Annotated in this window: 22 protein-coding genes; 8 read left to right on the forward strand and 14 right to left on the reverse strand. The window is 63.9% G+C overall.

Translation table 11 applies throughout. The features are described from left to right. Positions 1 to 107: 107 nt before the first annotated feature. From AC5Y4F_RS09250 to AC5Y4F_RS09285, 8 genes are all read left to right on the forward strand, one after another. Positions 108 to 1,472, forward strand: coding sequence for an NAD(P)/FAD-dependent oxidoreductase (locus AC5Y4F_RS09250; protein WP_499996145.1), 1,365 nt, complete (start codon positions 108 to 110; stop codon positions 1,470 to 1,472). Positions 1,473 to 1,608: 136 nt separating this feature from the next. Beyond that, on the forward strand, positions 1,609 to 2,208 hold the full coding sequence (locus AC5Y4F_RS09255; RefSeq protein WP_067931931.1) for a molybdopterin-dependent oxidoreductase: 600 nt from the start codon (positions 1,609 to 1,611) through the stop codon (positions 2,206 to 2,208). An 8-nt stretch (positions 2,209 to 2,216) separates the two neighbouring features. Continuing rightward, complete coding sequence (locus AC5Y4F_RS09260) at positions 2,217 to 2,957, forward strand: ferredoxin reductase (RefSeq protein WP_499996148.1); 741 nt, start codon at positions 2,217 to 2,219, stop codon at positions 2,955 to 2,957. A 14-nt stretch (positions 2,958 to 2,971) separates the two neighbouring features. Then, a complete protein-coding gene (locus AC5Y4F_RS09265) occupies positions 2,972 to 3,247 on the forward strand; it encodes a DUF6510 family protein (RefSeq protein WP_082947492.1) in 276 nt (91 codons plus the stop codon). Further along, positions 3,247 to 3,897 carry an RraA family protein gene (locus tag AC5Y4F_RS09270; RefSeq protein WP_067931893.1) on the forward strand — a complete coding sequence of 217 codons (651 nt, stop codon included), beginning with the start codon at positions 3,247 to 3,249 and terminating at the stop codon, positions 3,895 to 3,897. Before AC5Y4F_RS09265 ends, AC5Y4F_RS09270 begins: the two co-directional genes overlap by 1 nt. A gap of 278 nt (positions 3,898 to 4,175) precedes the next feature. Further along, on the forward strand, positions 4,176 to 4,598 hold the full coding sequence (locus AC5Y4F_RS09275) for a Rid family hydrolase (RefSeq protein ID WP_499996156.1): 423 nt from the start codon (positions 4,176 to 4,178) through the stop codon (positions 4,596 to 4,598). Between the two features lie 98 nt (positions 4,599 to 4,696). Beyond that, positions 4,697 to 5,188 (forward strand): DUF421 domain-containing protein, encoded by a 492-nt coding sequence (locus AC5Y4F_RS09280; RefSeq protein ID WP_067931897.1) that lies wholly within the window; start codon positions 4,697 to 4,699, stop codon positions 5,186 to 5,188. A 223-nt stretch (positions 5,189 to 5,411) separates the two neighbouring features. Continuing rightward, positions 5,412 to 5,819 carry a four-helix bundle copper-binding protein gene (locus AC5Y4F_RS09285; protein WP_499996159.1) on the forward strand — a complete coding sequence of 136 codons (408 nt, stop codon included), beginning with the start codon at positions 5,412 to 5,414 and terminating at the stop codon, positions 5,817 to 5,819. 114 nt (positions 5,820 to 5,933) lie between these two features. Here the strand turns inward: AC5Y4F_RS09285 and AC5Y4F_RS09290 are convergent, their stop codons facing one another. The 14 genes from AC5Y4F_RS09290 to AC5Y4F_RS09355 form a co-directional block, all read right to left on the reverse strand. After that, positions 5,934 to 6,887, reverse strand: coding sequence for an NAD(P)/FAD-dependent oxidoreductase (locus AC5Y4F_RS09290; protein WP_067931899.1), 954 nt, complete (start codon positions 6,885 to 6,887; stop codon positions 5,934 to 5,936). A 15-nt stretch (positions 6,888 to 6,902) separates the two neighbouring features. After that, on the reverse strand, positions 6,903 to 7,841 hold the full coding sequence (locus tag AC5Y4F_RS09295) for an SIS domain-containing protein (protein WP_067931901.1): 939 nt from the start codon (positions 7,839 to 7,841) through the stop codon (positions 6,903 to 6,905). A 389-nt stretch (positions 7,842 to 8,230) separates the two neighbouring features. Next, the gene (gene mtr, locus AC5Y4F_RS09300; protein WP_067931904.1) at positions 8,231 to 9,691 is read right to left on the reverse strand and encodes a mycothione reductase; all 1,461 of its coding nucleotides are present in this window, start codon (positions 9,689 to 9,691) and stop codon (positions 8,231 to 8,233) included. 36 nt (positions 9,692 to 9,727) lie between these two features. Continuing rightward, positions 9,728 to 10,966: a thiolase family protein gene (locus AC5Y4F_RS09305; protein WP_067931935.1), complete on the reverse strand. Its 1,239-nt coding sequence runs from the start codon at positions 10,964 to 10,966 to the stop codon at positions 9,728 to 9,730. 163 nt (positions 10,967 to 11,129) lie between these two features. Next, positions 11,130 to 11,507 (reverse strand): tryptophanase, encoded by a 378-nt coding sequence (locus AC5Y4F_RS09310; RefSeq protein ID WP_231986293.1) that lies wholly within the window; start codon positions 11,505 to 11,507, stop codon positions 11,130 to 11,132. Between the two features lie 450 nt (positions 11,508 to 11,957). Continuing rightward, complete coding sequence (locus tag AC5Y4F_RS09315) at positions 11,958 to 12,197, reverse strand: hypothetical protein (RefSeq protein WP_067931906.1); 240 nt, start codon at positions 12,195 to 12,197, stop codon at positions 11,958 to 11,960. A gap of 80 nt (positions 12,198 to 12,277) precedes the next feature. Then, on the reverse strand, positions 12,278 to 12,793 hold the full coding sequence (locus AC5Y4F_RS09320) for a YkgB family protein (RefSeq protein ID WP_067931907.1): 516 nt from the start codon (positions 12,791 to 12,793) through the stop codon (positions 12,278 to 12,280). A 386-nt stretch (positions 12,794 to 13,179) separates the two neighbouring features. Then, on the reverse strand, positions 13,180 to 14,730 hold the full coding sequence (locus AC5Y4F_RS09325) for an ATP-binding cassette domain-containing protein (RefSeq protein WP_197520480.1): 1,551 nt from the start codon (positions 14,728 to 14,730) through the stop codon (positions 13,180 to 13,182). Next, on the reverse strand, positions 14,727 to 16,403 hold the full coding sequence (locus AC5Y4F_RS09330; RefSeq protein WP_067931911.1) for an ABC transporter ATP-binding protein/permease: 1,677 nt from the start codon (positions 16,401 to 16,403) through the stop codon (positions 14,727 to 14,729). The genes AC5Y4F_RS09325 and AC5Y4F_RS09330 overlap by 4 nt, the downstream gene beginning before the upstream one ends. Next, positions 16,393 to 17,655 carry a cytochrome d ubiquinol oxidase subunit II gene (gene cydB / locus AC5Y4F_RS09335; RefSeq protein ID WP_067931914.1) on the reverse strand — a complete coding sequence of 421 codons (1,263 nt, stop codon included), beginning with the start codon at positions 17,653 to 17,655 and terminating at the stop codon, positions 16,393 to 16,395. The genes AC5Y4F_RS09330 and cydB overlap by 11 nt, the downstream gene beginning before the upstream one ends. Further along, complete coding sequence (locus AC5Y4F_RS09340; RefSeq protein WP_197520481.1) at positions 17,655 to 19,010, reverse strand: cytochrome ubiquinol oxidase subunit I; 1,356 nt, start codon at positions 19,008 to 19,010, stop codon at positions 17,655 to 17,657. The genes cydB and AC5Y4F_RS09340 overlap by 1 nt, the downstream gene beginning before the upstream one ends. 523 nt (positions 19,011 to 19,533) lie before the next feature. Further along, positions 19,534 to 19,845 carry a protein UsfY gene (gene usfY, locus AC5Y4F_RS09345; RefSeq protein WP_197520482.1) on the reverse strand — a complete coding sequence of 104 codons (312 nt, stop codon included), beginning with the start codon at positions 19,843 to 19,845 and terminating at the stop codon, positions 19,534 to 19,536. Positions 19,846 to 19,965: 120 nt separating this feature from the next. Next, on the reverse strand, positions 19,966 to 20,478 hold the full coding sequence (locus AC5Y4F_RS09350) for a hypothetical protein (RefSeq protein ID WP_499996174.1): 513 nt from the start codon (positions 20,476 to 20,478) through the stop codon (positions 19,966 to 19,968). Between the two features lie 217 nt (positions 20,479 to 20,695). After that, positions 20,696 to 22,963, reverse strand: coding sequence for a winged helix-turn-helix domain-containing protein (locus AC5Y4F_RS09355; RefSeq protein WP_499996178.1), 2,268 nt, complete (start codon positions 22,961 to 22,963; stop codon positions 20,696 to 20,698). Positions 22,964 to 23,285 lie beyond the last annotated feature (322 nt).

The raw sequence follows: 23,285 nt of genomic DNA on the forward strand, positions 1-23,285 counted from the left end.
ATCCCAGATTGAGCACTATCACCCGGGTGATTCGTGCGCAGGGGTGATGACAGATGGGCCAGGGGCAGGCGACGCTCACCACCGGAATGTTAAACAGGGGAGCACATATGAACACGGTCCCACTTCACCGGCAATCGGCGAAGACCGAGCCGGCCACCTCGGTTGTGATCGTCGGCAGCGGATTCGCCGCCTTCGAGTGCGCGCGACGACTGGCCCGACGGTTAGGTAGGGCCCGCGCCTCGGACGTGCAGGTGACCATTATTTCGCCCGTCGATTACCTGCAGTACTCACCATTGCTGGCTGACGTGGCCGGTGGGTTGGTCGACCCGCGGTTTGTCTGTGTACCGCTGGCCGGAACGCTCAAGGGCGTGCAGGCGGTGCGGGGCCGCGTCGACAGCGTTGACCTCGATCGGCAGATGCTCACGTTCACCGATCCGGAGGGCCGGGTCAGAACGCGATCGTGGGATCGGCTGGTCTTAACACCAGGCTCGGTAACCCGGCTGTTCGATACGCCCGGCTTGGCCACCCACGCGCACGGGCTGAAGTCGACGGCCGAGGCGCTGTATCTGCGTGACCGCGCCATCGAGCAGTTGGAACTGGCTTGCGCCGACGAAAACGAGGCTCGCGCGGCCGCACGACGCACGATTGTCGTTGTGGGTGCGTCGTATTCCGGGTCCGAATTGACTGCGCAGCTGCGCGCGCTCGCGGATGCGGCGGCGAAGCAGATGAACTTCGATCGGGCATCGGTTCGGTTTGTCCTGCTGGACTTGGCTGACCACGTCATGCCCGAGGTGGGGGAAAAACTCGGCAATGCGGCGATGCGTGTGCTGCGCTCTCGCGGAATCGATGTGCGGTTGGGCACGACGCTCAAGGAGATTCACGCCGATCATGTTCTGCTCAGCGATGATTCCCGCATCGATACTTACACGGTAGCCTGGGTGGCCGGCGTGACTCCGTCACCGCTGATCGCCACGCTGGGCTTGGAAACCGAGCGGGGCCGACTGAAGGTACGGGCCGATTTGCAGGTACCAGGCCACCCGGAGGTATTTGCCGCCGGCGACGCCGCCGCCGTCCCGGATCTAACTCGGCCGGGCAAGATCGCCCCACCCACTGCCCAGCACGCGACACGCCAAGGTAAAACGTTGGCCCGCAACGTCGCCGCGAGTCTCGGCTATGGCGCGCGGAAAGACTACCGGCACAGCGATAAGGGTTTGGTGGTCGACTTGGGTCCGCGCTATGCCGTCGCCAACCCGCTTGGCGTGCACCTATCGGGCTATCCCGCGAAGTTTGTCACCCGGGCCTACCATCTCTACGCGCTTCCCCGGTTCGTCAACCGCTGGGCGGTCGCACTCGCCTACCTCACCGACGTCTTCTTCGCGCGCACGGTGCTGTCAATGGGATTCGTTTCCGGTGTCGACGCCCAATTCACCAGTGAAGCCTTCGAGCTACCAACCGCGGCAGGGGCAGAATGATGCTCAACTTTGCTTGCTCCCACGCCGGCCGGGCGGCGCGCAAGACAACGGCATCCGATGTGATCCGCCGTCCTATCCCGATCGCTGACCCAACGCCCGCTTTGTCGGAATGATCACCACCACGAACGGAGCGCCAATGGCTGTCGTCAACAGAGGCTTTCACGGACGTCGCGTTGAATCGGCCGCAGCGCTGCCGCCCGGCCAGCATCTGACCGCGGACTTCCCCGTCCTGCAAGCAGGACCGACTCCACGAATCAATCTCGATGACTGGCGGTTCACCATTCGCGACGAACTCGGCGCCGAGCAGTCCTGGACTTGGGCCCAGCTCAAACTCCTGCCCAGCGAGCGGCTCAACGTGGACATCCACTGCGTCACCACGTGGTCCAAGCTGAACACGAAATGGAAAGGCGTTTCCCTGGATACACTTTTCGAATCGACCACCACCGCAGCCAGATTCGCGCTGGTCGGTTCCTACGGCGGTTACACCACCAACCTTCCATTGGGCGATCTGCTCGGTGGCAAGGCGTGGATCGTTTACGCGTACGAGGGCGCACCGCTTAGCGCGGTGCACGGTGGTCCGGCGCGGCTATTGGTGCCGCATCTGTATTTCTGGAAGTCCGCGAAGTGGGTGAAATTCATTGAGCTGCGCGACAACGATGCGCCAGGATTCTGGGAGCGGTTGGGCTACCACAGCTACGGCGACCCGTGGCAAGAGCAACGCTACGCCGGGGATTGACGACGTTCATGGACGTCCACGCTTGGCCGAGGCTGCGCTGGCGAGTCGCGCGTGTGGTGGACTCTGAACCCGAGACCGAGTCGGCGCAAACGATCGGGCTGACCGTGCCAGGCTGGAGCGGCCACTTGGCGGGCCAGCACGTTGATCTCAAGCTGACGGCAGAGGACGGGTACACCGCGCAGCGCAGCTACTCACTGAGCAGGCCGGTCAACGGTGAGCGCATCGAACTCACCGTGCAGCGGATCGACGACGGAGAGGTTTCGCCCTATCTTGTCGGGCTTTCCGCCGGCGACGAGATCGAACTTCGCGGACCCATCGGCGGCTGGTTCGTCTGGCGGCCCGACGAGCAGTGTCGGGTTCTGCTCGTCGGTGGCGGATCGGGAATCGTGCCGTTGATGGCTATGCTGCGAGAGCGGGTAGTGGCCGGCACCGCCGAAACTCGGCTGGTTTATTCGGTGCGCAGCCCCGCCGACGTGTACTACGCCCAAGAGCTGGACCGGCTCGAGCGCGAATGTGGTTGGCTGCAGACCGCGCTGGTCTACACCCGCACGGCCGCGCCAGAGACCGCTCGGCCGCCCGGCCGGGTCCGCTCCGGCGACCTCGCACCGACCGGGTGGACCCCCGATGGCGGCACGCGCGTTTATGTCTGCGGACCAACGGGATTCGTCGAGTCGGCAACCGCGAAGCTCATCGCGCAGGGGCATCGGCCGTCAGCCATCCGGACCGAGCGCTTCGGGCCGAGCCACTAGTCCAGGAACGAGGAATGATGACCGAGCCAACGCACGTCGACGGTAATGCGGCCGCGGGCGCCTTCGCGGAAGTGTTGGGATTCGATGTCACCACCGCGACATTGACCTGCGGGACATGTTGTCGCGTCGGGGCCTTCGCCGAGAGTCATGTCTATCAGCGCGGGCCCGGCATCGTGGTGCGCTGCCCGGGCTGCGGGGACGTCCTGGCCCGGCTGGTGCAGACGCCCACCGACGTGTGGCTCGACTTCGGCGGCGCCCAGTCCTGGCGTGTCGCGATCCCAGCACGCTGATGGAGTCCCTGGCCGCACTCGCCAGCCGCGTGCGAACCGCCGACATCGTGGACGCCATGGGGCGGCGGCACCGGCATCGGTGCCATCTGCTCGATTTGGTGAGTCCGACGCCCGGTCGCCGGCTCTTCGGTCCCGCCGTGACCATGTCCTACTTCCCGGCCTGCCGGGCCGCTCTCCCGCCCGAGCGCTACAACTTCAAGAGCCTGTTCTACCACGCCATCGAAGGCGGCGCCGTCGGACGGGTCCTCGTCCTGGCCAGCAACGGCTACACCGATGCATCACTGGGCGGTGCGACAAAGCTGTCGCGTGTTCAAAACCATCGGCTCGCGGGCATTCTCGCCGACGGGCGATTGCGCGACTTCGCCGAGCTCGGACTCTACGACCTCGCCATCTATTGCCGGGGCGAAACAACCCGATGGGGCGGCGACGTCGTCACGCCGTACGAGGTGAACCGGCCGGTCGTGGTCGCCGGGGTGGCTGTCCGGCCCGGGGATTACGTCTTCGCCGACGCCTCCGGCGCCGCGGTCATACCCGCCGGCGACGTGCGCGTTGTATTACGCGCCGCCAATCAGGTCATGGTGGAGGACGCGGCGGCCACCGCAGCCATCCGGGACGAAAGCCCAACCACATCCGGAGGCGACGAGAACTGACGAGTCGGGACGAAAAGGATTGCTGCATCTCGGGGAGTCGACCACGCATGCCGGCTCGCCACGCGCGTACGGTCGAGAATCTGCACCGCAGATCCGTCTTCTCGTTCGTCTCTCACCCGGGTGAATTGCACGTCCGGATGACGACATCTCACCCCTTGCGCGCCGATAGTGGTCGTTGATCTGAGTCGGCGACCTGCACCCGGACCGATCGCGCTGCACGGACAGCGCATCAGTCGCAACAACCATCGCTCCAACAATCAATGACGAGAGGAAAACCGATGGCCAAGCCCGAATTCTTCGACACACCGGGATACGGCGAGATCGCCCGCACTCGTAACCAGTACAGGCAAGCTCTGCGCATCGGAGATCGCATCGAGATCTCTGGGCAAGGCGGTTGGGATGCGGACTTCACCTTGTCGGCCACGTCCTTGGAGGAGGAGATCGTCAAGGCGTGCGACAACGTCGAGAAGACCCTGGCTGAGGCGGGCGCCAGCTGGAGCGACGTCGTCAACATCCACTCCTACCACGTGCCGACGGCCGGCGATTCCATTGGTGATGAACACATGGCGGTCATGGTGGACCAGTTTCGCAAGCGGTTCGACGAAAGTCTGCCGCTGTGGACCGCGGTGGGCGTCAAGGCCTTAGCACTGCCCGACCAACGCGTCGAGATCGAGGTCGTGGCCGTCGTCGGATCCAGCTAGACACTGATATTAGGTCGCGAAGCCGGCAATGCCGCCGACCGGCCCGGCGGCCAAAGGCCGAAAAAGGTGGATGACTCACACCTCAAACGGAGGCAGACGTGGACCGAATATTGCATGCCCTGATCGGTGATGCACCCGGTGCCATCGATGCCGGCATCAAAACTTCGGCGCTGTTCCTCACGGCAGCGATCCTGTTTCGCTTCATGGAGCGCCGCACACTCGCCGAATTCGCTCCTTTCGACTGGATCGCTGCCGTCGCCGCCGGAGCAATCGTCGGTCGGGCTGCTACCGCCAGCGATACCTCGTGGCTCAGCGCAACGGTGGGGCTCATCTGCCTTCTTGCCGCCCACGCCGTACTAGCGAGATTGCGCTTCATTCCGGGGATTCGACGTTTCATAGATCCGCCGCTGAAAGTGCTGATCCGCAACGGAACGGTCGACGGGCGAAACTTGCGTCGATGCGGACTTACCATTGCCGACCTCGAGGCCGTGCTGCGGCAGCACGGACACGAAGGCGCTGATCGTATTCACCTGGCGATCTTCGAAGCCAAAGGCGCGATCTCGATCCTGCAAACGGATGGGAGAACGTGATCGGGGTCGTTCTCGAATTAGTTTTATAGCGTAGTGATTTCGCGTTGAGCGTGTAATGCGGTGTTAGCGCTGGTTCGCACAAGCGAGTTGACATGTTTGAAGACAACATCCCAGATGTGTTGGTGCGACAGTCACCCGGGAGTACTGGGTTGAGTGTCCCAGTCAACGCTGTTGATCTACGCCACAGATATTGTCGGTTTCAGCCAGATTGGGGCAGGGTTTTATGGGCACCGTGACCAGCATGCTGGAGACCTACCCCGCGGGGCTTGGTCGCATTGACAGGGCGAAGCTGATCCGATGTATCGAAACCTGCATCGAGTGCGCCCAAGCCTGCACGGCGTGCTCGGACGCCGACCTTGCCGAAGAACGGGTCGCACACCTCACGAAATGCATTCGCACAAACCTCGACTGTGCTGACGTGTGCGTGACCACCAGCCGTGTACTGTCTCGTCGTACCGAATACGATCTAAACGTCACCCGTGGGGTGCTGGAGGCATGCGCGGTTACTTGCAAGGCATGCGCTGACGAGTGCGATCTGCATTCAACGAATCATGAGCACTGCCGCATTTGCGCCGGCGTGTGCCGCCGCTGCGAGAAGGCATGTCGCGAGCTTCTTAGTTCGTTGAGCTGAATAGATTTGGTGCGCAAGCAGTTCGACGGGGCAAGTGCATCAGGGTCGAGATTGGTGATGGCTAAGCTGTCCGGATGCGTGGCAGCTGGCATGACGCTGTGCAGACCCCTGATTTTACTGCGGTGTGGTGCGAGGTTGTGACTCACTGATCCAGCGCTGGACGTCGAGTGCGGCCGCGCAGCCGGTGGCCGCGGCGGTGATCGCTTGGCGGTAGCGTCGGTCGATCAGGTCCCCGGCGGCGAATACGCCGTCCACCGAGGTGTGGTTGGTACCGTCGCGGATTCGCACATAGCCGCGGGTGTCGAGTTCGACGTCTCCCTTCAATAGGCCAGAGCGGGGGATTTGTCCGACGGCGACGAACACCGCGGCGATGTCGATGTCGTAGTCGACGGCGCGCTGCGTGTTGCGCAACCGCAGCCCGGTGACATGGTGTTTGCCGTGCACGGCAAGCACTTCAGTGGACGTCAGGATCGTGACATTCAGATGAGCGCGAAGCCGCGCGACGGCGATGGCCGACGCCCGTAACCGGGGGCGGTGATGGACGAGGGTCACGCGGTGGGCGCGCGATGCAACATAGAGCGCCTCTTCGACAGCGGCGTCGCCGCCACCGATGACGGCGACCTCGGAGCCGGTGAACTGCGCACCGTCGAGTTTTGCGCTGCTGCTAAGGCCGCGGCCGAAGAACTCACGCTCGCCGGGCACATTGAGCGGCCGGCCGGCCGAGCCCATCGCGAGCACCAGGGCGCGAGCATGGTGCAGGTCGTCGCGTATGGCGATGGTCTTGAATTCGCCGTGGAGATCGAATCGGTCTACTTCGCCTGGGTGAAGCTCGGCTCCGAAGCGCTGTGCCTGGTCGCGCATCGCAGCCGCCAGCGCGGGTCCGCACACGCACGGGCCGACACCGGGGTAGTTGTTCACCGGTCCGGCGGCCATCAGCGCACCGCCGGGCACCTCGCCCTCCACGACCAGGGTGTCCAGTCCGGCTCGCGCGGTGTAAATCGCCGCGGTGTAGCCGGCGGGGCCTGACCCGACGACGATGACATCACGCACCCGGCCCGCGGACCCCATCAACGCTTTGCCGACTCAACCGGCCAAGGCCGACACAAAGTGCTCGATGACCATAACGTTGTGAGCGACTTCAGCGCCGACGTCGCGTGTGGGACTGGGGATATGGGTCGAGCCGGGGATGCCGGCACCCCCGAGCACGACCACGTTCGATCCCGCTGCCATCAGATCATCGGCCAGCGCGTGCAAGGCCGCGTTGGGGTGGCTGTGGCAACCGAAAAGGACAGCCGTCAGCTGTTCATTTGCCCGCCGCACGAGGTCGCGTCGATGTTGTCCGGTGATGTGGGCTTCGGCGGCGATCTCAGTCGCCTCGGTTGTGAGCAACGCTGCGTATAGAGCAGCGGCGGCGTGCCCGTCGCACCCGGCGTAAGCCAACCGTGACTCGTGCTGGGCCGCGACATCAGCGGCCACTTCGCGAAGTTCGGCGGGCAACGTCGCGGTAGCGACAACGCGGGCGGTACCAGAGACATCGTCATTGTCTTGGTTGAGAATCATCGAGGCGACATATTCATGGACTATCAGCGCGTTCAGAAATCCTGTCGGGCTGCGCGATGCCTCGCTACGCAGCAGAACTTCACAGTCGGCAACCGCGGCGAGGGGACTGGCCGGGTCGTCGGTGATCGCGACCATCGCTGCCGGTTTCATGGTCCGGCCGAGCCGACTGGTCAACGCGAGTGCATGCCTGCCCGAGCCCGACCGTGACGTGGCGATCAGCAACGAGTCGGAGGTGACGAGTTGCGGATTATCCAGAAGAGTCTCCGTATCGACCCACCACGCGGATTTGCCGGCGGCAACGAGCCGTCGCCAGCTGGGCAGGGCGGCAAAATGCGAGGCGCCCATACCAGTGAGGACGATGCGGCGATGGCGGTCGCGGATCAACGGGTACAAGCCGAGCGAGATCGGTGCCTGATCGAATTTGAGTAATGATCGAGCTTGGGCCTCGGCGTCGACGTGCACGGAGACCCGACTGCTGAAACGATGCCGCGCCGACTGTCTATTGCAAAGTAGCAGTGCTGTTCTGGGGTTCACCGGTTAGTGCCTCTTCTTTGTCCGACGCGGTCGTGGTTTGGCCATGGTGTCCCGCGAACCCATCGGCGAGACACGGCAGCTTTGATGGGGACCCGTGCACGAAAGGAACCGCAACGCTGATCGACTATGAGCGTGCTGCCGGGCCGGGTGACATGGCATCACCCTCGAGACCGATTCACCCGGGTGAAAACAACGAGGGGTGTGGCCGAGGCGAATGGCCGCCCATGTACCAGCAACCCATGTCTGCGGGCGACCCGCGTTTCAGCTGCGGCACAACTGAAATGGGTCGTTTCCGACCGTTGCCAAAACCGCGGACCTTACGATCGTCGCGCCGGCAGCCGGTGGCTCGGGGCCGGTGAGACATTGTCAGTGTCGGAGCGGGGTGGCCAAGGCGGCTCGCCGCATACCGCCAGCAGCGCATTCTCAATGAGCTCAGATAGAGACGGGTGGATCCAGTATTGACCGCGTGCCATGTCTTGGGCGGTTAGGCCGAAGCGCATCCCTTGGATCAGGGGCTGGATCAGTAGCGCGGCTTGGTGGCCCATGATATGGGCACCGAGGATCTGCCCGGTGTCATCGTCGACGACGATTTTGGCGAAGCCGATCGTGTCTTCCAACGCCCATCCATAGGCGACGTCTGCGTAATCTTGCACCTTCGACCTGACGTTGTAACCGCCCGCGCGGGCGGCCTTTTCAGTGAGCCCAACCATCGCGATCTGCGGGTCGGTGAACACCGCCGACGGCACGTGACGGTGATCGGCCCGCATGAGCGTAGCGGTGTCGTCCCAGTCGGCCAGCAGGTTGTGCTTGACCACGCGGGCCTCATGGTTGGCTACGTGCTTTAGCTGGTATCGCGAACTCACATCGCCCAGTGCGTATATGCCACGGGCCGTAGTGCGTTGATATTCATCCACCATCACCCGCCCGTCGATGACCTTCACCCCGGCCACTTCGGCATTGAGCAAGTCGCCGTTGGGGATCCGCCCGGTCGATACCAGCAAGGCGTCAGCCTGAAGCCGCGAACCATCGTCAAGATCCAGGGTCATCCCGAAGTCGTCTTGGGTGCCGCCGACCACGTTGCGGCGGCTCCGGATACTCCAATTCTTGCCGGCGATATCGGTAAAGCGCGCGCACAGGGCGTCGTCGCACTGGCTGAGTAGCGTGCCACCACGAATGACCAGCGTGACTCGCGACCCCAGTTCCGAGAAGATGTGCGCGAACTCAGTCGCGATGAAACCGCCGCCAACGATCACTAGGTGTTCGGGCAGGTTCGCGACGCGCATGATCGTGTTGCTGGTGTGATACTGCAACCCGGACCTGGCGATGGCGTCCGGAACGGTGGCGCGGGCGCCCGCGGCGATCACAACCTGGTCGGCGGAAAATTCGTCTCCGTCATCGGTGCGGAGCTTGTGGCGACCGTTGTCCATGGTCGGGGCAAACCGAGTGTGGCTCGTGAACATCTTTACGTTGGGCGAACAACGCCGGTATTGCTCGCCACTCATCACCAGTGGGTCGATGCGGCCGAATACTCGCGAGACGATCTCACTCCAGCGGACACCGTCGACGCGCGCATCAACACCGAATCGTGGTGAATCTCTGGCGGATTGCGCCACATCAGCGGCATAGGCGAACATCTTCGTCGGGATGCAGCCGACGTTGATGCAGGTGCCGCCGAACACGCCCTGCTCGCATATCGCGATGCGTTTGTCAGCATAGCGCTCGTCGAGGATGGTGTTGCCAGACCCGGTGCCGATGATGGCGATGTCGAAATGGTCCACAGTCAAAATCTCGGGCCGTGTCCGAGCATACGTCTCCTATTGTGCGCCGACATTTTCCAAAACCACTGCTACTGCCTGGCCGGAGCCGATGCAGATCCCAATAACCCCATATTGGGCGTCCCTTTCACGCAGCTCGGTCGCCAGCGTCAACAAATAACGAGTTCCTGTGGCTCCGAAGGGATGTCCGATCGCGACCGCGCCACCATTGGGTGTCAACTTGTCATCGGGCACCACGAAACCGTCCAGCTGGTTTGGCAGTTCCCGCAGCACGCCCAGCGCCTGGGCGCTGAAGGCCTCGTGGACTTCCCACACGTCGATCTGCTCGGGGTTAAGTCCTGCCCGGCGGATCGCAGCAGGGATCGCCCATGCAGGGGCTACGCCCATAATCAGGGGGTCGATGCCATAGACCGCGCTCGACACCACTCGGGCCAACGGTTTGACGCCGAGTTCGCTGGCTCGTTCACCGGAAGCGATGACCACGGCACTGGCACCATCGCTCAAAGGCGAGGAGTTGGCCGCCGTCATCTGGGTAGTCCCGGGCTGGGCGGGCAACGCCGCCAGCGCCGCGGCGGTGGTGTCATCGCGGATGAACTCATCATGTTCTGCCCGCCGGGCAGGTGTCTTTTTCGTCGCCGGGATCGTCACGGGGATAATCTCTTTGGCTAGCCGTCCTCGATCGCGGGCGGCCTTAGCCCGCTGCTGGGATCGCAATGCGAAGGCGTCAATCTCCTCGCGGCTCAGTGAGTAGCGGTCGGCGACATTTTGCGCGGTCTCGATCATGCTGATGTAAGCGTTGCGGGCCAGCAACACCGGGTTGGGCGGCCCGCCGGCCCCGCTCCACATGGTGTCGAGCATGAGGACCGGGCCCCGCGGACTGAACGCGGCGTCGCCTTTCATCAACGCCCACCCCGAGCGAGACATCGACTCGACTCCACAGGCAATGCCCAGGCCAAGGTCTCCGGCCTTGATCGCGTGGCTGATGGTCACCGCCGCGGTGAGTGAAGATCCGCAAAACCTGTTCACGGTGACCCCAGCCGCGGTGTCAGGAAAACCGGCAGCCAGCGCTGCCCACCGGGCGACGTCGCCCATGCCCTCGTGAGCGGGATTCACACAACCCGCCACGATGTCTTCGACGGCGCCGAGCGGCACACCCAGTCGGTCGCAGGCGCCCTTCATAGTCATACCCAACAAGTCGTCGGCGCGAATACCCGACAGTGTGCCGCCATAGCGGGTAAACGGGGTTCGCACACCCCCCAAAACGTAAGCCTCAGTCATCGCCATCCCTTTCGAATGCGTCGGGTCGGACGGGCTCTTGTGATTGAACCGGCCTATTTGTCCCACTTACATAGCGGCGCTTGCCCGTTGAGTCTTCGCAGTGATTTGCGCGCCGGGACAGTGGGGTCGAACTCGCGAGGTCGATGCCTCCGGCCGTGCCCACCTAAACCGCCTCGGACTGCTGCAGACGAATGACGGCAAGCGTCATGCGCAGCCGCGCCTCCTCTGGGCTACCGGCATAGCCATTCAGCCAGCAGGTCAGCTTTGAGAGTATCGTCACCGGCATTGTCATTTGGTTAGACAGGATGGCGGTGAGGATACGCTTTATCGCGAGAAAACTCTCCCCGCAGCCTAATTCGACGAACACATTCGTGCGTTCGTAACCGGTCAGACACGAAGGCGCCGCGTCGACCAGTAACCATGCCATGTCGTCGTCCGAGATGATCGGCGAGTCAGTCGTTGCGCGCGATTGCGCCAGCGAACCACGACTCGCGAAGTTCAGCGTGGTCGATGACCCCAATCGCGCAATGGCACGTTTCATGTCAGAAGCCACCGGTCTGCGCGGCGCGCCCTTGGGTTGCTCGGATAGGCGCCGGTAACCGCGACGTCGATCGATTCGGCGACACCGCGCTGAGCATGACCACACGGACCTGAGGAGTTCAAGGCGCTACCGAGCACCATATTAATTTCGAAGCCTGTGGGCATGTCCTGGTTCCCTTCCCGGTTTGCCTAGGCGACTGCTGGACCGCTGCGCTACAGCTGTGACGTGGTCCTCAGCCCGACGACATCTCTTTCCATGAGACTGCGCCCGCGTCGGGTGAATCGTCATCACCCCCACCGCCTGTTAGCCCGGGTGAATTACCGTGATGCCTTCCCAGACGAGACGATTCGGGATCGCGCACAACCGGCGCCCACCCCCGGCTGAATGCAACACATGAAACTAGAAGCGCGGTGCGTCACTTCCACTGCGCGGAAGGGACGCTGCTGATACCTACCATTCCTCGGAGCGGAAGCGGCACAGCGGCAATCGCCTCGTGGCCACCGGTGATTCTGCGGTGAGGCAGACACCCCCGAAATCGTGATGAAACACCGAGGTGCGCTGTTTGAATCGGTCAGCGACCTCAAACCCCATGGCCACCAATAGCTCGGTGCGCTTGACGATGCCGATGGCGCGGATCACGACCGCCGGATCGCCGCTGAGCGTGTCCAATCGGATCGGGATCGTGACCATCTCATAGCTGCGGCGACCGGAGCCGGGGGTGTTGGCGCGGAGGATATCGACGCAACACTTGGCGATCAGGACATCTTGCCTCAGTACTTTTCGGCGAGCCTCGCCTGTCTGCGGGTTGCGTCAATCGCGTCCGCCAGCAGCCACAGCGCCAAGCCGAGGAGCGCAATGTCTTTCATCAAGAATTCCCCGTCGGCGGACAAAATGGGAAAACCCCCAGCAGACGCCTCGCCGGTGCCGGGCGTCGTGATCATGAAGCTCAGCGTGGTCACGAAGAATAGCGAGGCGAATATGCCGCCCACCACGGACGCCTTCGGGTACCACGGCTTGACGGCTAGCAGTCCTGCGGTAATCAATTCTATCGATCCGTTCAATCGACCGAAGGCGTCGATGGATATGATGTGGTACATCCAACTCATGAATGGGCTATTGGCCACCCAATGTGAAATACCGTGGGATTCATAGTAAGTGAACTTCATGGCGCCGAACCAGGCCAGGACTATCACCAGACCATACCGCGCGACCAGGGGCGCGATGCCGGTCGGTAAAGACTTTCCGGGGCCATCAGTCCTCATAACGGTGGCCTCATTCTGTGACATTGCTGTCTCCGTTCTGCGTGTGTCGTTTCACCGCATCGCCGCTGCCGAACTCACACTGCCTTCCTTGGCGGAGGGGTTCGGCGCCGAGACGGTGACCCAGGCGGTTTGCGGCCGCGGCTCAGGTCAGCGACCACTATCGCTACGCAGCGGGTGAGTTGTCCTCATCCACGCGCGCAATTCACCCGGGTGAACTCGGCCGGTACGCTCGCCGCTCGCCGCCCGGTCAGCATCGGGCCGCGGACGCCCCGGTTCTGCAGACGACTGCGGCCTGGAACGCAGACGACCTGCTCAGGCCGCATCGCCTCGTCGAATGTGCTCTTGATGAACAACTTCCATGAAGGGCCAGTCCTAGCTGGCGGTGGGGTAGCGGGGTTAACTCGGTCCGGTCATCCAACCTCGACGACACGATGCGCGGCACCCGCAAGGTGCGAGCGGTGGCGGTCGTGTATCGCGGCGATCACCGTGGCGTGCGGCAGCTCTTCTCGTATCAGGCCAAGCATTCGTTGTGCGGTGGATGCGTCCAGACCCTCTGTCGGTTCGTCGAGCAGCAGCAGGCGGGGCCGGGCCACCAGGGCACGTAATACCGCGAGGCGGCGCACCTCGCCGCCGGACATGGCGCGTCCACCCTGGCCTACCGCGGTGTCGGGCGTGAGCTCGCCGAGACCCGCATCACCCAGCAATCGGCGCATCTCGGCGTCGTCCAGGTCGCTGTCGCCGAGTCTGAGATTTTCCGCGACGGTTCCGCAGAACAGTGGCTCATCGGCTGCGACCAGGACGACAGCGCGGGCAGGAAGCTCGTGTGATGGCTGGCCGTCGAGCAAGATGTCATCGCTACGGTCCGAGATACGTTGAAGCAGAGTGCTTTTCCCTGATCCGGAACGACCTTGCACGATGACGGTCTCGCCCGGGTGCGCCGATATGCCGGTGGCCGGCATATCGATGCGCACCCCCGCCGTCCCGGCGTTAGAAGGCGCCGGCCGGTTTTCCCCCTTTGCTGGTGCAGCCAAAGCGAGCCTGGTTGCCGCAGCTGCCGATCCGGTCAGCTGCCGCAACTGACGGTGCGTGTCTGCGAATAGATCCACGGTGGCGATGGTCATCAGCAGAAGAAGCGTGGCCCTCGGCAGCGAAATTTCTGGTGTCATGAGCACAGCAACCACTACAACGAGTATCGTCGCCGCCTGGGCCACCGAGATGGCTGCCGCGGCCCACCGGTCGAAACGATCGGCGGCGGTGCGCTTTACGGCCGCAGACGCGATCCGGCCCGCCACCGTGGTGCGCACTTCGGCAATTGCGCCGAGTGAAACGAGTTCGTTGGCCGCCACCGTTGCCGCTATCAGCTGTGCGCGCGCCGCGCCGCGACTGCGGGCAACATCGGCGGCGAGGCGGCGTTGCCGCCGGCTGACATGTGTTTCCATGGCGACGATCACCGCGGCTCCCGCCGCGAGGAGGGTTGCGGCGAGCGGGTTGATCGCCGCAACGACGGTCGTGCTGACGGCCACCGTCACCGCGTTCGCGGCAAGCGGCAGTACGGCGCCGGGCAATGCTTCGACCACCGCGTCGCCGTCGGCCATTGCGCGGTCGAGTAGCTCGCCGGATGCGAACCGCCGCTGCGCGGCGACTGGGAGCGCCGCGAGGTCGACGAACAGTCTGCGGCGCAGCCGAATCAGCCACTCCAGACTGATCGCGTGAGCGCTGAGCCGTTCGCCGTACCGCGCCAGGATTCGGGTAAGTGCAAATGTTCGCACACCGCCGCTGGGTGCATAGACCGAGAAGACAGTGGCCGAACCGGCGATCGCGCAGCTCGCAATCAATCCGCCCGACAGCGCGAGCAAGCCGACGGTCGCGCCCGAGGCGAGCAGCGACAGGATCGCCGTGGCCGCCAGGCGAGCGAGGGTCTTACCACCAAGTAGGCCCAAGTAGTCCCGCAGCGCTGTCACGACGGCACCGATTGACACGCTTGGGTCACCAGCAAATCCGCATCGACGATCTCCCATTGCTGATCGGCGATCTCGGCAACTGCAGGCGAATGAGTGGCGATCAACACCGTACGACCGCGGGCCGCCTCGACCAGCGTGTCGACCAGTGCCGCTTCACTTTCGGCGTCCAAGTGCGCGGTCGGTTCGTCGAGCAACCACAGGCCCGCGTCGCGCAGCAAGGCGCGTGCAATGGCCACCCGCTGCGCCTCGCCGGTCGACACCCCCCAGCCGCGTTCACCGATCGGGGCATCAAATCCAGTTGGTAGCCGAGCGAGCAACGTGCCCAACCCGGCCCGCTCGGCAGCATCCCACAACGCTGCTGGGCGGGCGTCGGCGCTGCCGAGCCGCAGGTTGTCGGCAAGCGTTGCGGGCAGGATCACGGTTTGCTGCCCGATCCAGCTCGCCGCTCCGGGCTGCGGACGCCGCCCGTCGATTTGCACCAGTCCGGATGCGGGTTGGATCAGCCCGCCCACCGCGGCGAGCAGTGTCGATTTACCCGCGCCGGACCGGCCCCGCACCACCACGCTGGTCCCGGCCGGGATGACCGCATCCACGGAATCCAAAACGGGCGCCGCGCCATATCGCACACAGATCCCAGCCAACGTCACTCGTGGCGCGTGACGAATCACGTTCGCTCTCATGGGCGTTTTCGACGCGCTCAATTCAGCCAGTGCTGCGACCGCGGCGACCGCTTGTTCCCGCGCATGGTGGGCGGAGCCGAGGTCGCGTAGCGGGGCGAAATAGGCTGGTGCCAGCATCAAGACGAACAGGGCCCGTCCGAAAGTCAGAGCGCCGGAGCCGGGGATGTGGACATATCCGAGCAGGGTGAAGCCGCAATAGATCGCGGTGATCGCGACGCCGAGGGTGATCACCACGTCGAGCACCGCACCGGCCACAAGTGCGCGGCGCAGCACGGTCATGGTCGCCCGGTTGAGGTCGCGGCCGGCTTTGGTGATAGACCTTTGCTCCGCCGGTATGGCGCCTAGCGTGCTGAGCGTGGGCAGACCGCGAAAACGGTCCAACAGCCGCGCGGACAAGGCTCTGGTGGCAGCTAGTTGGCGTGCCGCCGCGTCGTGGGTGGCCAGCCCGACCATCCGCACGTTGACGGGGATGATCGGGGTTGCGGCGGCCAGCAACACTGCCACCGGCCAATGCGCGACCGCAGCGGTGATCAGGATTACCGCGCAGCACCATGGCGTGGCGCGACGTGCCGGCGTGAAATGGGCATGATGCTCACCGATCTGGCTGGCCAACTCGACCGCCCGGTGTGCCGGCGCTGTCGGGTCCGACATGCTTGCGCCGAGATCTCGGTCGAGGACTGCAGTGGCGACCGCGGCGGTGACGGCCGCACCACCGGCGTCGGCGTGACTGCGCGCCCAGGTCTCGCATGCGACCCGGGCGATCGCGACGCCGAAAAAGAGCGCCACCCCAGCCCATAACCCGTTTCGTCCGTCACCGCGGTACGCCGCGGCGACGACGGCGACGAAAGTTGCCCATTGTGAGACCAAGAGAGCGGACGCGACCGCTTTGGCGAGGGTGGCCCGGCGAAAGTCGGCGTGGCCCGGCGCACCCAGTTGGTGCATCCGAATGTGTTGGGCCTGGCCGATTTCGGCCACGGCGTCGCTATTCGGCATCGGCGTGCCGCAACTCGTCGCGCAACCACACCACGGCTCCGCCGATGACGATCAACACCAGCGCGACGAGGGTTATGACGAGGCCGGTCGGGGTTTTGCTAAAGACCCCGACGCTGACTGCGGCAATCAGCACCCCGACAACGATCCACATGAGATTTGCGGCCCAGCGCAGCATTTTCGGTCTCTGCCTGGGATGCCGTCCAGGCTGAGCCGGACTGTAGGACGCCGTCGAGGCGACGCGGCCCGATCCGGCCAGGGCCACAGTGGCCGACGGTTCGCGGTACTTCCCCCGGAAGACCCGATGTGCGTACCAGCTGAAAAACAGCAAGACCGGAAGACTAAGGGTCGACGCGATCATCAGGAAGTTCAGTGTGCCCGCCGGCGCCTTGGCCTGATCCACGGTGAGGCCGGGCGGCAGCGCAGTCGGGTAATACAGCAATGCCAGCGCCACCAAGCCGAATGCTTCGGCTGCAACGATCCCGATCATGGGACGCTCGTCAGGGCGACGGCCGAACGCCCACAGCGATGTGGTGAGACCTGCCAGCGCCATTACCGCGGCGATAGCGGCAAGCACGTTCGCCGCCGTACCCGCCGCACCGATGCGCACCGGTGTCAATGGCACCAACAGTGCCGCGCAAGCGAGCGTGAGGATGCCGGTAGCCCGGGTGAGCAGACGGCCCAGCGACGCAGCCCGGGCCCGCAAATTGCCGGTGGTCTTCAGCTGGACGTACGCCGCGCCGGCGGCGCAGTACATCACGACCGTGGTGACACCCGTCAGCAAGGCATAGCTGGTCATGAAATCGAAAGTGCCGCCGGAGAATTGACCGTCGTTGACGGCGATCCCGCTAAGTGCCCCGCCGATCGTTACACCTTGTGCGAACGCCGCAACCAGCGATCCCACGCCGAACGCCAAGCCCCACCCTCGGGGCACGCCGACCGTGTCGGATACCCTCTCGATTGCTGCGCCGCGAAACACCAGCGCCAGCAGCATCACGACGATCGGCACATACAGCGCGGGCAGTGCGGCGCCATAGGCGGTGGGTAGGCCCCCGAAAAGCGTTACCCCGAAAAGGATCAGCCACGTCTCGTTGCCATCCCATGCGGTCGCCACCACCTCGATCAGTTCACGGCGGGTATTGACGTCCCGTTCGGTGAGGAACAGCATCCCGATGCCGAGGTCGTATCCATCCAGCACCACGTACATGCCCAGGCAGAACACGAGCACCAAGCAAAACGAAATCGTTGCGGCCATCACGCCTCCACGGCGGCGATATCGTCGGCGATGGACGCTGAACCTGGTGGCCCGATCTCCAGATCGTGCGGGTCAGGTCCCCGCCGCACCGTCCGCACCACATAGATGATCCAGGCGCCGAACAGCGCCAGATACAAGACCAGGAAAGTGAAGAACGAGGCGAGGACCGCGGGTGAGGCGATAAGGGAGACGCCCTGATCGGTGCGCAGCATCCCGTACACGAGGTAGGGCTGGCGTCCCGTTTCGGCCGTCACCCACCCACCGATGATGGCAACGACACCCAGCGGTGTCAGCCACAGCATCAACCGGTGAAACCAGCGCGCGATGAACAGCCGGCCTCGCAGCCGCAGCACTACGCTGGTGATCGCGGCGAACAGCATGACAGTGGCGGCGTAGAACATCACCCGGAATCCCCAGAACACCGACCAGCTATTGGGCTGTCGATCCCGGGGAATCTGGTGTTGGCCGGGCAACGGTGTGTGGCCAGACAGGTCGCCGCTGATCATGCTGCCCATCTTGGGGACGCTGATCTGCATTCGGTTGCGCTGATGTGGCTGGTCAGGAATCACGATCAGGTTGTAGCCGGTGTTGGTCGAATCCCAATCGCCCTCGAACGCAGCGAACTTCGCCAACTGGTGGTCTTCATCCATGAAACTGACTTTGTCGCCGTAGAAGAACTGGACAGGGATGAGCAGCGCAAGAACTCCCAGCGCGATGGAAAACGTGCGCCGAGCGAACTCGTCGTGTCGCCGGTTGATGAGGTAATAGGCCGCGATTCCGCCGACAAACAGGGCGGCCGAGATGATCACGGCCAACAGCATGTGCGGGAAGCGCAATGAGAACGACGGGTTGAAGATGATCGACCACCAGTTGTCGGGCACGAACCGACCGTGGTCCCTGCGGTAACCGGCCGGGGTCTGCATCCAGGAATTGGCGGCCAGGATCCAAAGGGTCGACAACACCGTGCCCAGTGCAACCATGCAGCACGACACGAACATCGTTCGCGGTTTGACTCGACCGTCGCCATAAAGCATCACGCCGATGAACGCGGCTTCGACGAAGAACGCGCTCACCACCTCCATGCCGATGATCGGCCCCAAGACGGGCCCGGTGGCGCTGGCGAAACGCCCCCAGTTCAAACCCAACTCGAAGGTGATCACGGTTCCGCTGACCACCCCCAGCCCGAACCCCACCGCGAATATTCGCTTCCAGAACCGAAAGATCTGCAAGTAAATGACCTGACCGGTGCGAAGGTGCAGACCATAAACGACCGTCAAGAACACCGACAAGCCGACCGTGATGGCGGGGAACGTCATGTGGAAGACGATCGTGATGACGAACTGCCATCGGGACACATCTAGAAGGGTTGGCGACACTGTTTGCGCCCCCTTGAATCGATCTCGGGCACCCGGCAATCACCTTCCGTAGGCGTGGCCGCTAATCGGAGACGCGGCGACGCATAACTTGTCAATGGTGGCCCTGGCCGCGGTGTCAGAAAATCGGCAGCCAAGCTGCCCACCGGGCGAGGTCGCCTATGCCTTCGTGGGCAGATTTATGACGCTGCCCCCGCGTGGGGTGAATTGTCATCACCCCAATTGTCTGCTCGCCCGGGTGATTGATGTGAGGCGCTCTCGACGCGAAAATTCGTGACCGACCACATCTGGCGGGGGTGCGGGCAGGCGAATTACAACAGGCCGAGTTCTGCACCCGGCTGACCGCGGCGCTGCAGTGCTCGACGCGGCGCTTGCGGTACACCCGCGCGTTGGTGGCTCTTTACGGTATTGAGCGAGACGTATAGCCGGCCGGCGATCTCACGTCGCTGCGCGGATGTTGCGGTTCGGACGTCCCTGGACATCACTGTCGAGGGCTCAGTTGTGATCAGCGAGTGCGCGGAAGCGTCCGACTACCTGGGTGCGCGGCGTCCCACTGCGCATCGATGCGGGTCACGCGGCGATTCTCCATGACGAACCACAGCGTTCCGGCGACCGCGGCGAGAACGGCGATGAGCACCGTGGTGGAAAGCCATTCGTAATGCCGGTAGGCAGCGGTTGCCGCCGTGCTGATCAGCGCGACCGTCGCTACGACCAGCAGGATCAACCCCGGCCAGAAAAAGTTGTCCTTCATCGTAATACCCGCGTGCGGTTGCGTGGTCCGGGAGTGATCCGTCGGATCGTCATGAGTGTCTCCCATCACCGCTCCTTCCGTTGTTGGACGAGATGTCAAAATTTTTGCTCACAGCGCGGACCCCGACATGCACAATCTCGACACGAACCACCCCACGTACATCCGTTAGCACAGGCGTGTATGTGGTCAGGTCGAGTCGGGCCCGTCGCGGATGAGCAACTCGGGCAGCGTGATTGCCCCAATCGTTGTCACGAGCCACACGACAACCGTCGTGGCTAGCCAGGATGCAATGCCGACAATAGTGAGCCCGTGTGTCGATACCGACGCGAGGATCAACGCGACGATCGTCAATGCTAAGCCGGTGCCCCCAAGGAGCAGCGACGCGTACCGATTGGGCAACTTCAAGATTGATAGGGACAGCATCGCCTGCGTTACCGCGAACACGGCTACCGCGACGATGAATCCCGCTACCGACAACGAAACTCTGGGAACAATCCAAGCCGCAACCAGTAGTCCGATCGCCCACGATGCCAGAAGCCCAAATGCCCGCAGCAGGATTTGCCTGCCGGCACCGGCTCCGGCGCGCCCACCGGTGACGGCGCTGCCGTTCCCATCGACGGCGTTGACCGAGGCTTGCGGCCTCATGGCGGCATCGCCGGCGCAGGCGGCGACCCTTTTGGCCTCGAAGCCTCTAGGCACGTCCTGGTTCCCTTCCCGATCCCCCTGGCGGCGGCCGGGGCGGTGCTCTTTAGCTATGTTCATGAGCCCGCCGACATCTGCTCTTCGATGAGGCTGCACCCGCGTAGGGTGAATCGTCTTCACCCCGACCGTCTGTTCACCCGGGTGATTAATGAGAGGCGTTCTCAGGAGCCATGATTCAGGTTCAGCACTGTCCGGCAAGGGCCCGGGCAGGCCATTACAGCAGGCCGAGTTCTCGCGCCCGGCTGACCGCAGCGCCGCGGTGCTCAACGCACAGCTTGCGGTACAGAGCGCGCTGATGGGTCTTCACGGTATTGAGCGAAACGTAAAGCCGCGCACCAATCTCACGTCGCGACAACCGGGTAGCGAGCAGCCGAAGGACCTCGAGTTCTTTGGGCGTCAGTGCCTCACCGGCCGCGCAACCCTCGTGGCGCGAAGTCACTGCGACGGGCGCGCGCCGCCGCGCCGAAGCGCGCAGTGGCGAGCCAATGCCAGCGTCCGCGCAATCGCGCATCAGGGTTTCCACCTCTTCGAGCATGGCCTTCGCGGTCTGGTGGTCACCGAGGTGCTCGAAGACATCCGCCCTGACCAGCAACGTCTTGGCGATCTCGAGGATCGCACCACCTTGGCGGGCCGACATGAGGGCCATGTCGGCGGCGGCCACCGCTGCGGCCGCATCACCACGCATGGCGAGGACCTCGGCCGCGGCGAGCGACACCATCACGTCCACGAAGTGCTCCCCGTCGGCCAGGTCCCGGGAGCTACCGGATGCCCGACGGATCCGCAGTTCGGCGTCTGCGAGCTGACCCTGCTCGGCCGAAATCAGCGCCAGATAGCCCAACGCGTAGCTGCGGGTGCGACGATCGCCCACCTTCTCGGCCAGCCGTACGGCCCGCCGGAAAGCGCCTTGCGCCTCGTGGGTGCTACCCGCAAAGTAGAGCGCGGACCCATAGACGGAGTAAGCGCTAGCTTGACCCTGGGGCGCTACGCCGAGATCGAGGCTGATCGCCCGGCGAGCCGTATCAAGCGCAGCGGCGACTTCGGCCTTTTTGAAGGAGTGAGTGGCGCGCAACACGACGGCTTGAGCGCTGATGCCGTCACCGTCATCCGGGGATTCGGTCTCGACTGCGTCGATCCACTTGGCGGCATCGTCAAGTTGACCCGCGTTCAAGGCGATCCAGGCCCGCGCCACGCACAGCCGCGAATCTTGTAGAACGGTCTCCTGGGGAAGCAGATCGAGGTAACCCGAAATGGTCGAGGAGCCGCCGCCGTTGAATTCGTCGACCCAGTCCGCGGCGATCAGATCAGCACTGCGCGCGATGTCACCGGCGGCGATCAGGTGGCGTAGCGCCTCATCGATCAGCCCCTCTTCCTCGAACCAGGTCGCGGCCCGTCGGTGCAGATCGGCGACGAGGTCGGGCTCGCTGCGACGCAACTCGGTGCGCAGCAACTCCGCGAACAGCTGGTGATAGCGATACCAGCGGCGCGACATGTCCAGCGGTGCCACAAACAGGTTTTCGCGTTCGATCTCTTCCAAGACCGAGGCAGAACCAGACGTTTGCAGCACCGCGTCGCACAGCGGTCCGCTGAGTCGTTCCAGGAGCGAGGTACGTAACAGAAAGCTGCGCACGTGCGGTGGCTGGCCGTCCAGCACCTCGGCCATCAGGTAGTCGACGATATGGCGGTTATCGCCTGCGAACGTCTTGATGAACGCCGTGGCGTCAGCACGCCCGGCCAGCGAGAGGGCGGCAAGGTAGAGCCCGGCAGCCCACCCTTCGGTGCGTTGGTGCAGTAATTGAATGTCCGCGTCTGCCAGACCCAACCCGAATACATCGTTCAGCAGATGCTGCGCTTCGCTCGCTTTGAAACGTAAATCGTCTGTTCGCACCTCGGCAAGATCGCCCCTGGCCCTCAGCCGGGCCAACGGCAATATCGGGTCAGATCGGGTCGCCAACACCAAGTGAAGATCCGCCGGCAACCGGCCGATGAAGAATGCGAGCTGCTCATGAACCGCTCGATTCACCACCAGGTGGGCGTCATCAAGAATGAGCACCATCGGTTCAGCGATCGTGTCCAGATCGTTCAGCAGGGTAGGCAGCACGACCTGCATTGGGTCGGCGCCCATCGCTAGGAGTTCGACCGCGCGAATCCCCATCCCGGGACTGACCTGCTGCAGCGCGGCTACCACGTACATCCAAAACCACACCGGGTCGTTGTCGGACGTATCGAGCGACAGCCAGCCAAACCGCTGGTCTTCACCCGCGCTCAGGGCCCACTGCGCCAGGACTGTCGTCTTGCCCCAGCCAGCCGGCGCGCTCAGTAGAGTCAGCTTGCGGCGGCGTCCCTCCGACAATGCGTCTAGCAGAGCGGTCCGTTGAACGAGGTCGGGCCCGATGGCCGGAACATGTAGCTTGGTGCCGAGCAGAATTGCTCGCGCAGCAGTTTCTCCGGGGCCGCTGTCGCGACGCCCGGCTGTGCCGGTCACGTCCGAACCGCGCCAATTCCTTGAACCGAGCGCTCGAACGGAAATGTTCGGCGTTGCCGCGTCGTGGTCGGGCGTGGGCCTATCGCCATCCCAATCGTTTCCCGCAGGGCCGGGCGGGCTGGTTATGCCCCGCAATCGCGGTGACCCAATTGAATCAGATGCGTTCTCCGCGGTTACGTTCGGCGCATGCTGGCCGTCCCCGTTTGGGCTGGCGGACCAGCGTAGCGCCAACGGCTCGAGGATTTCCTCGTGAGCCGCGCTCAGGTTGTGGCCGCTCACCGTATTTCTCCTCTTCCCATCGATGGAATGTCCCTGGCGCCCC

Source organism: Mycobacterium sp. NGS56 (assembly GCF_059812425.1).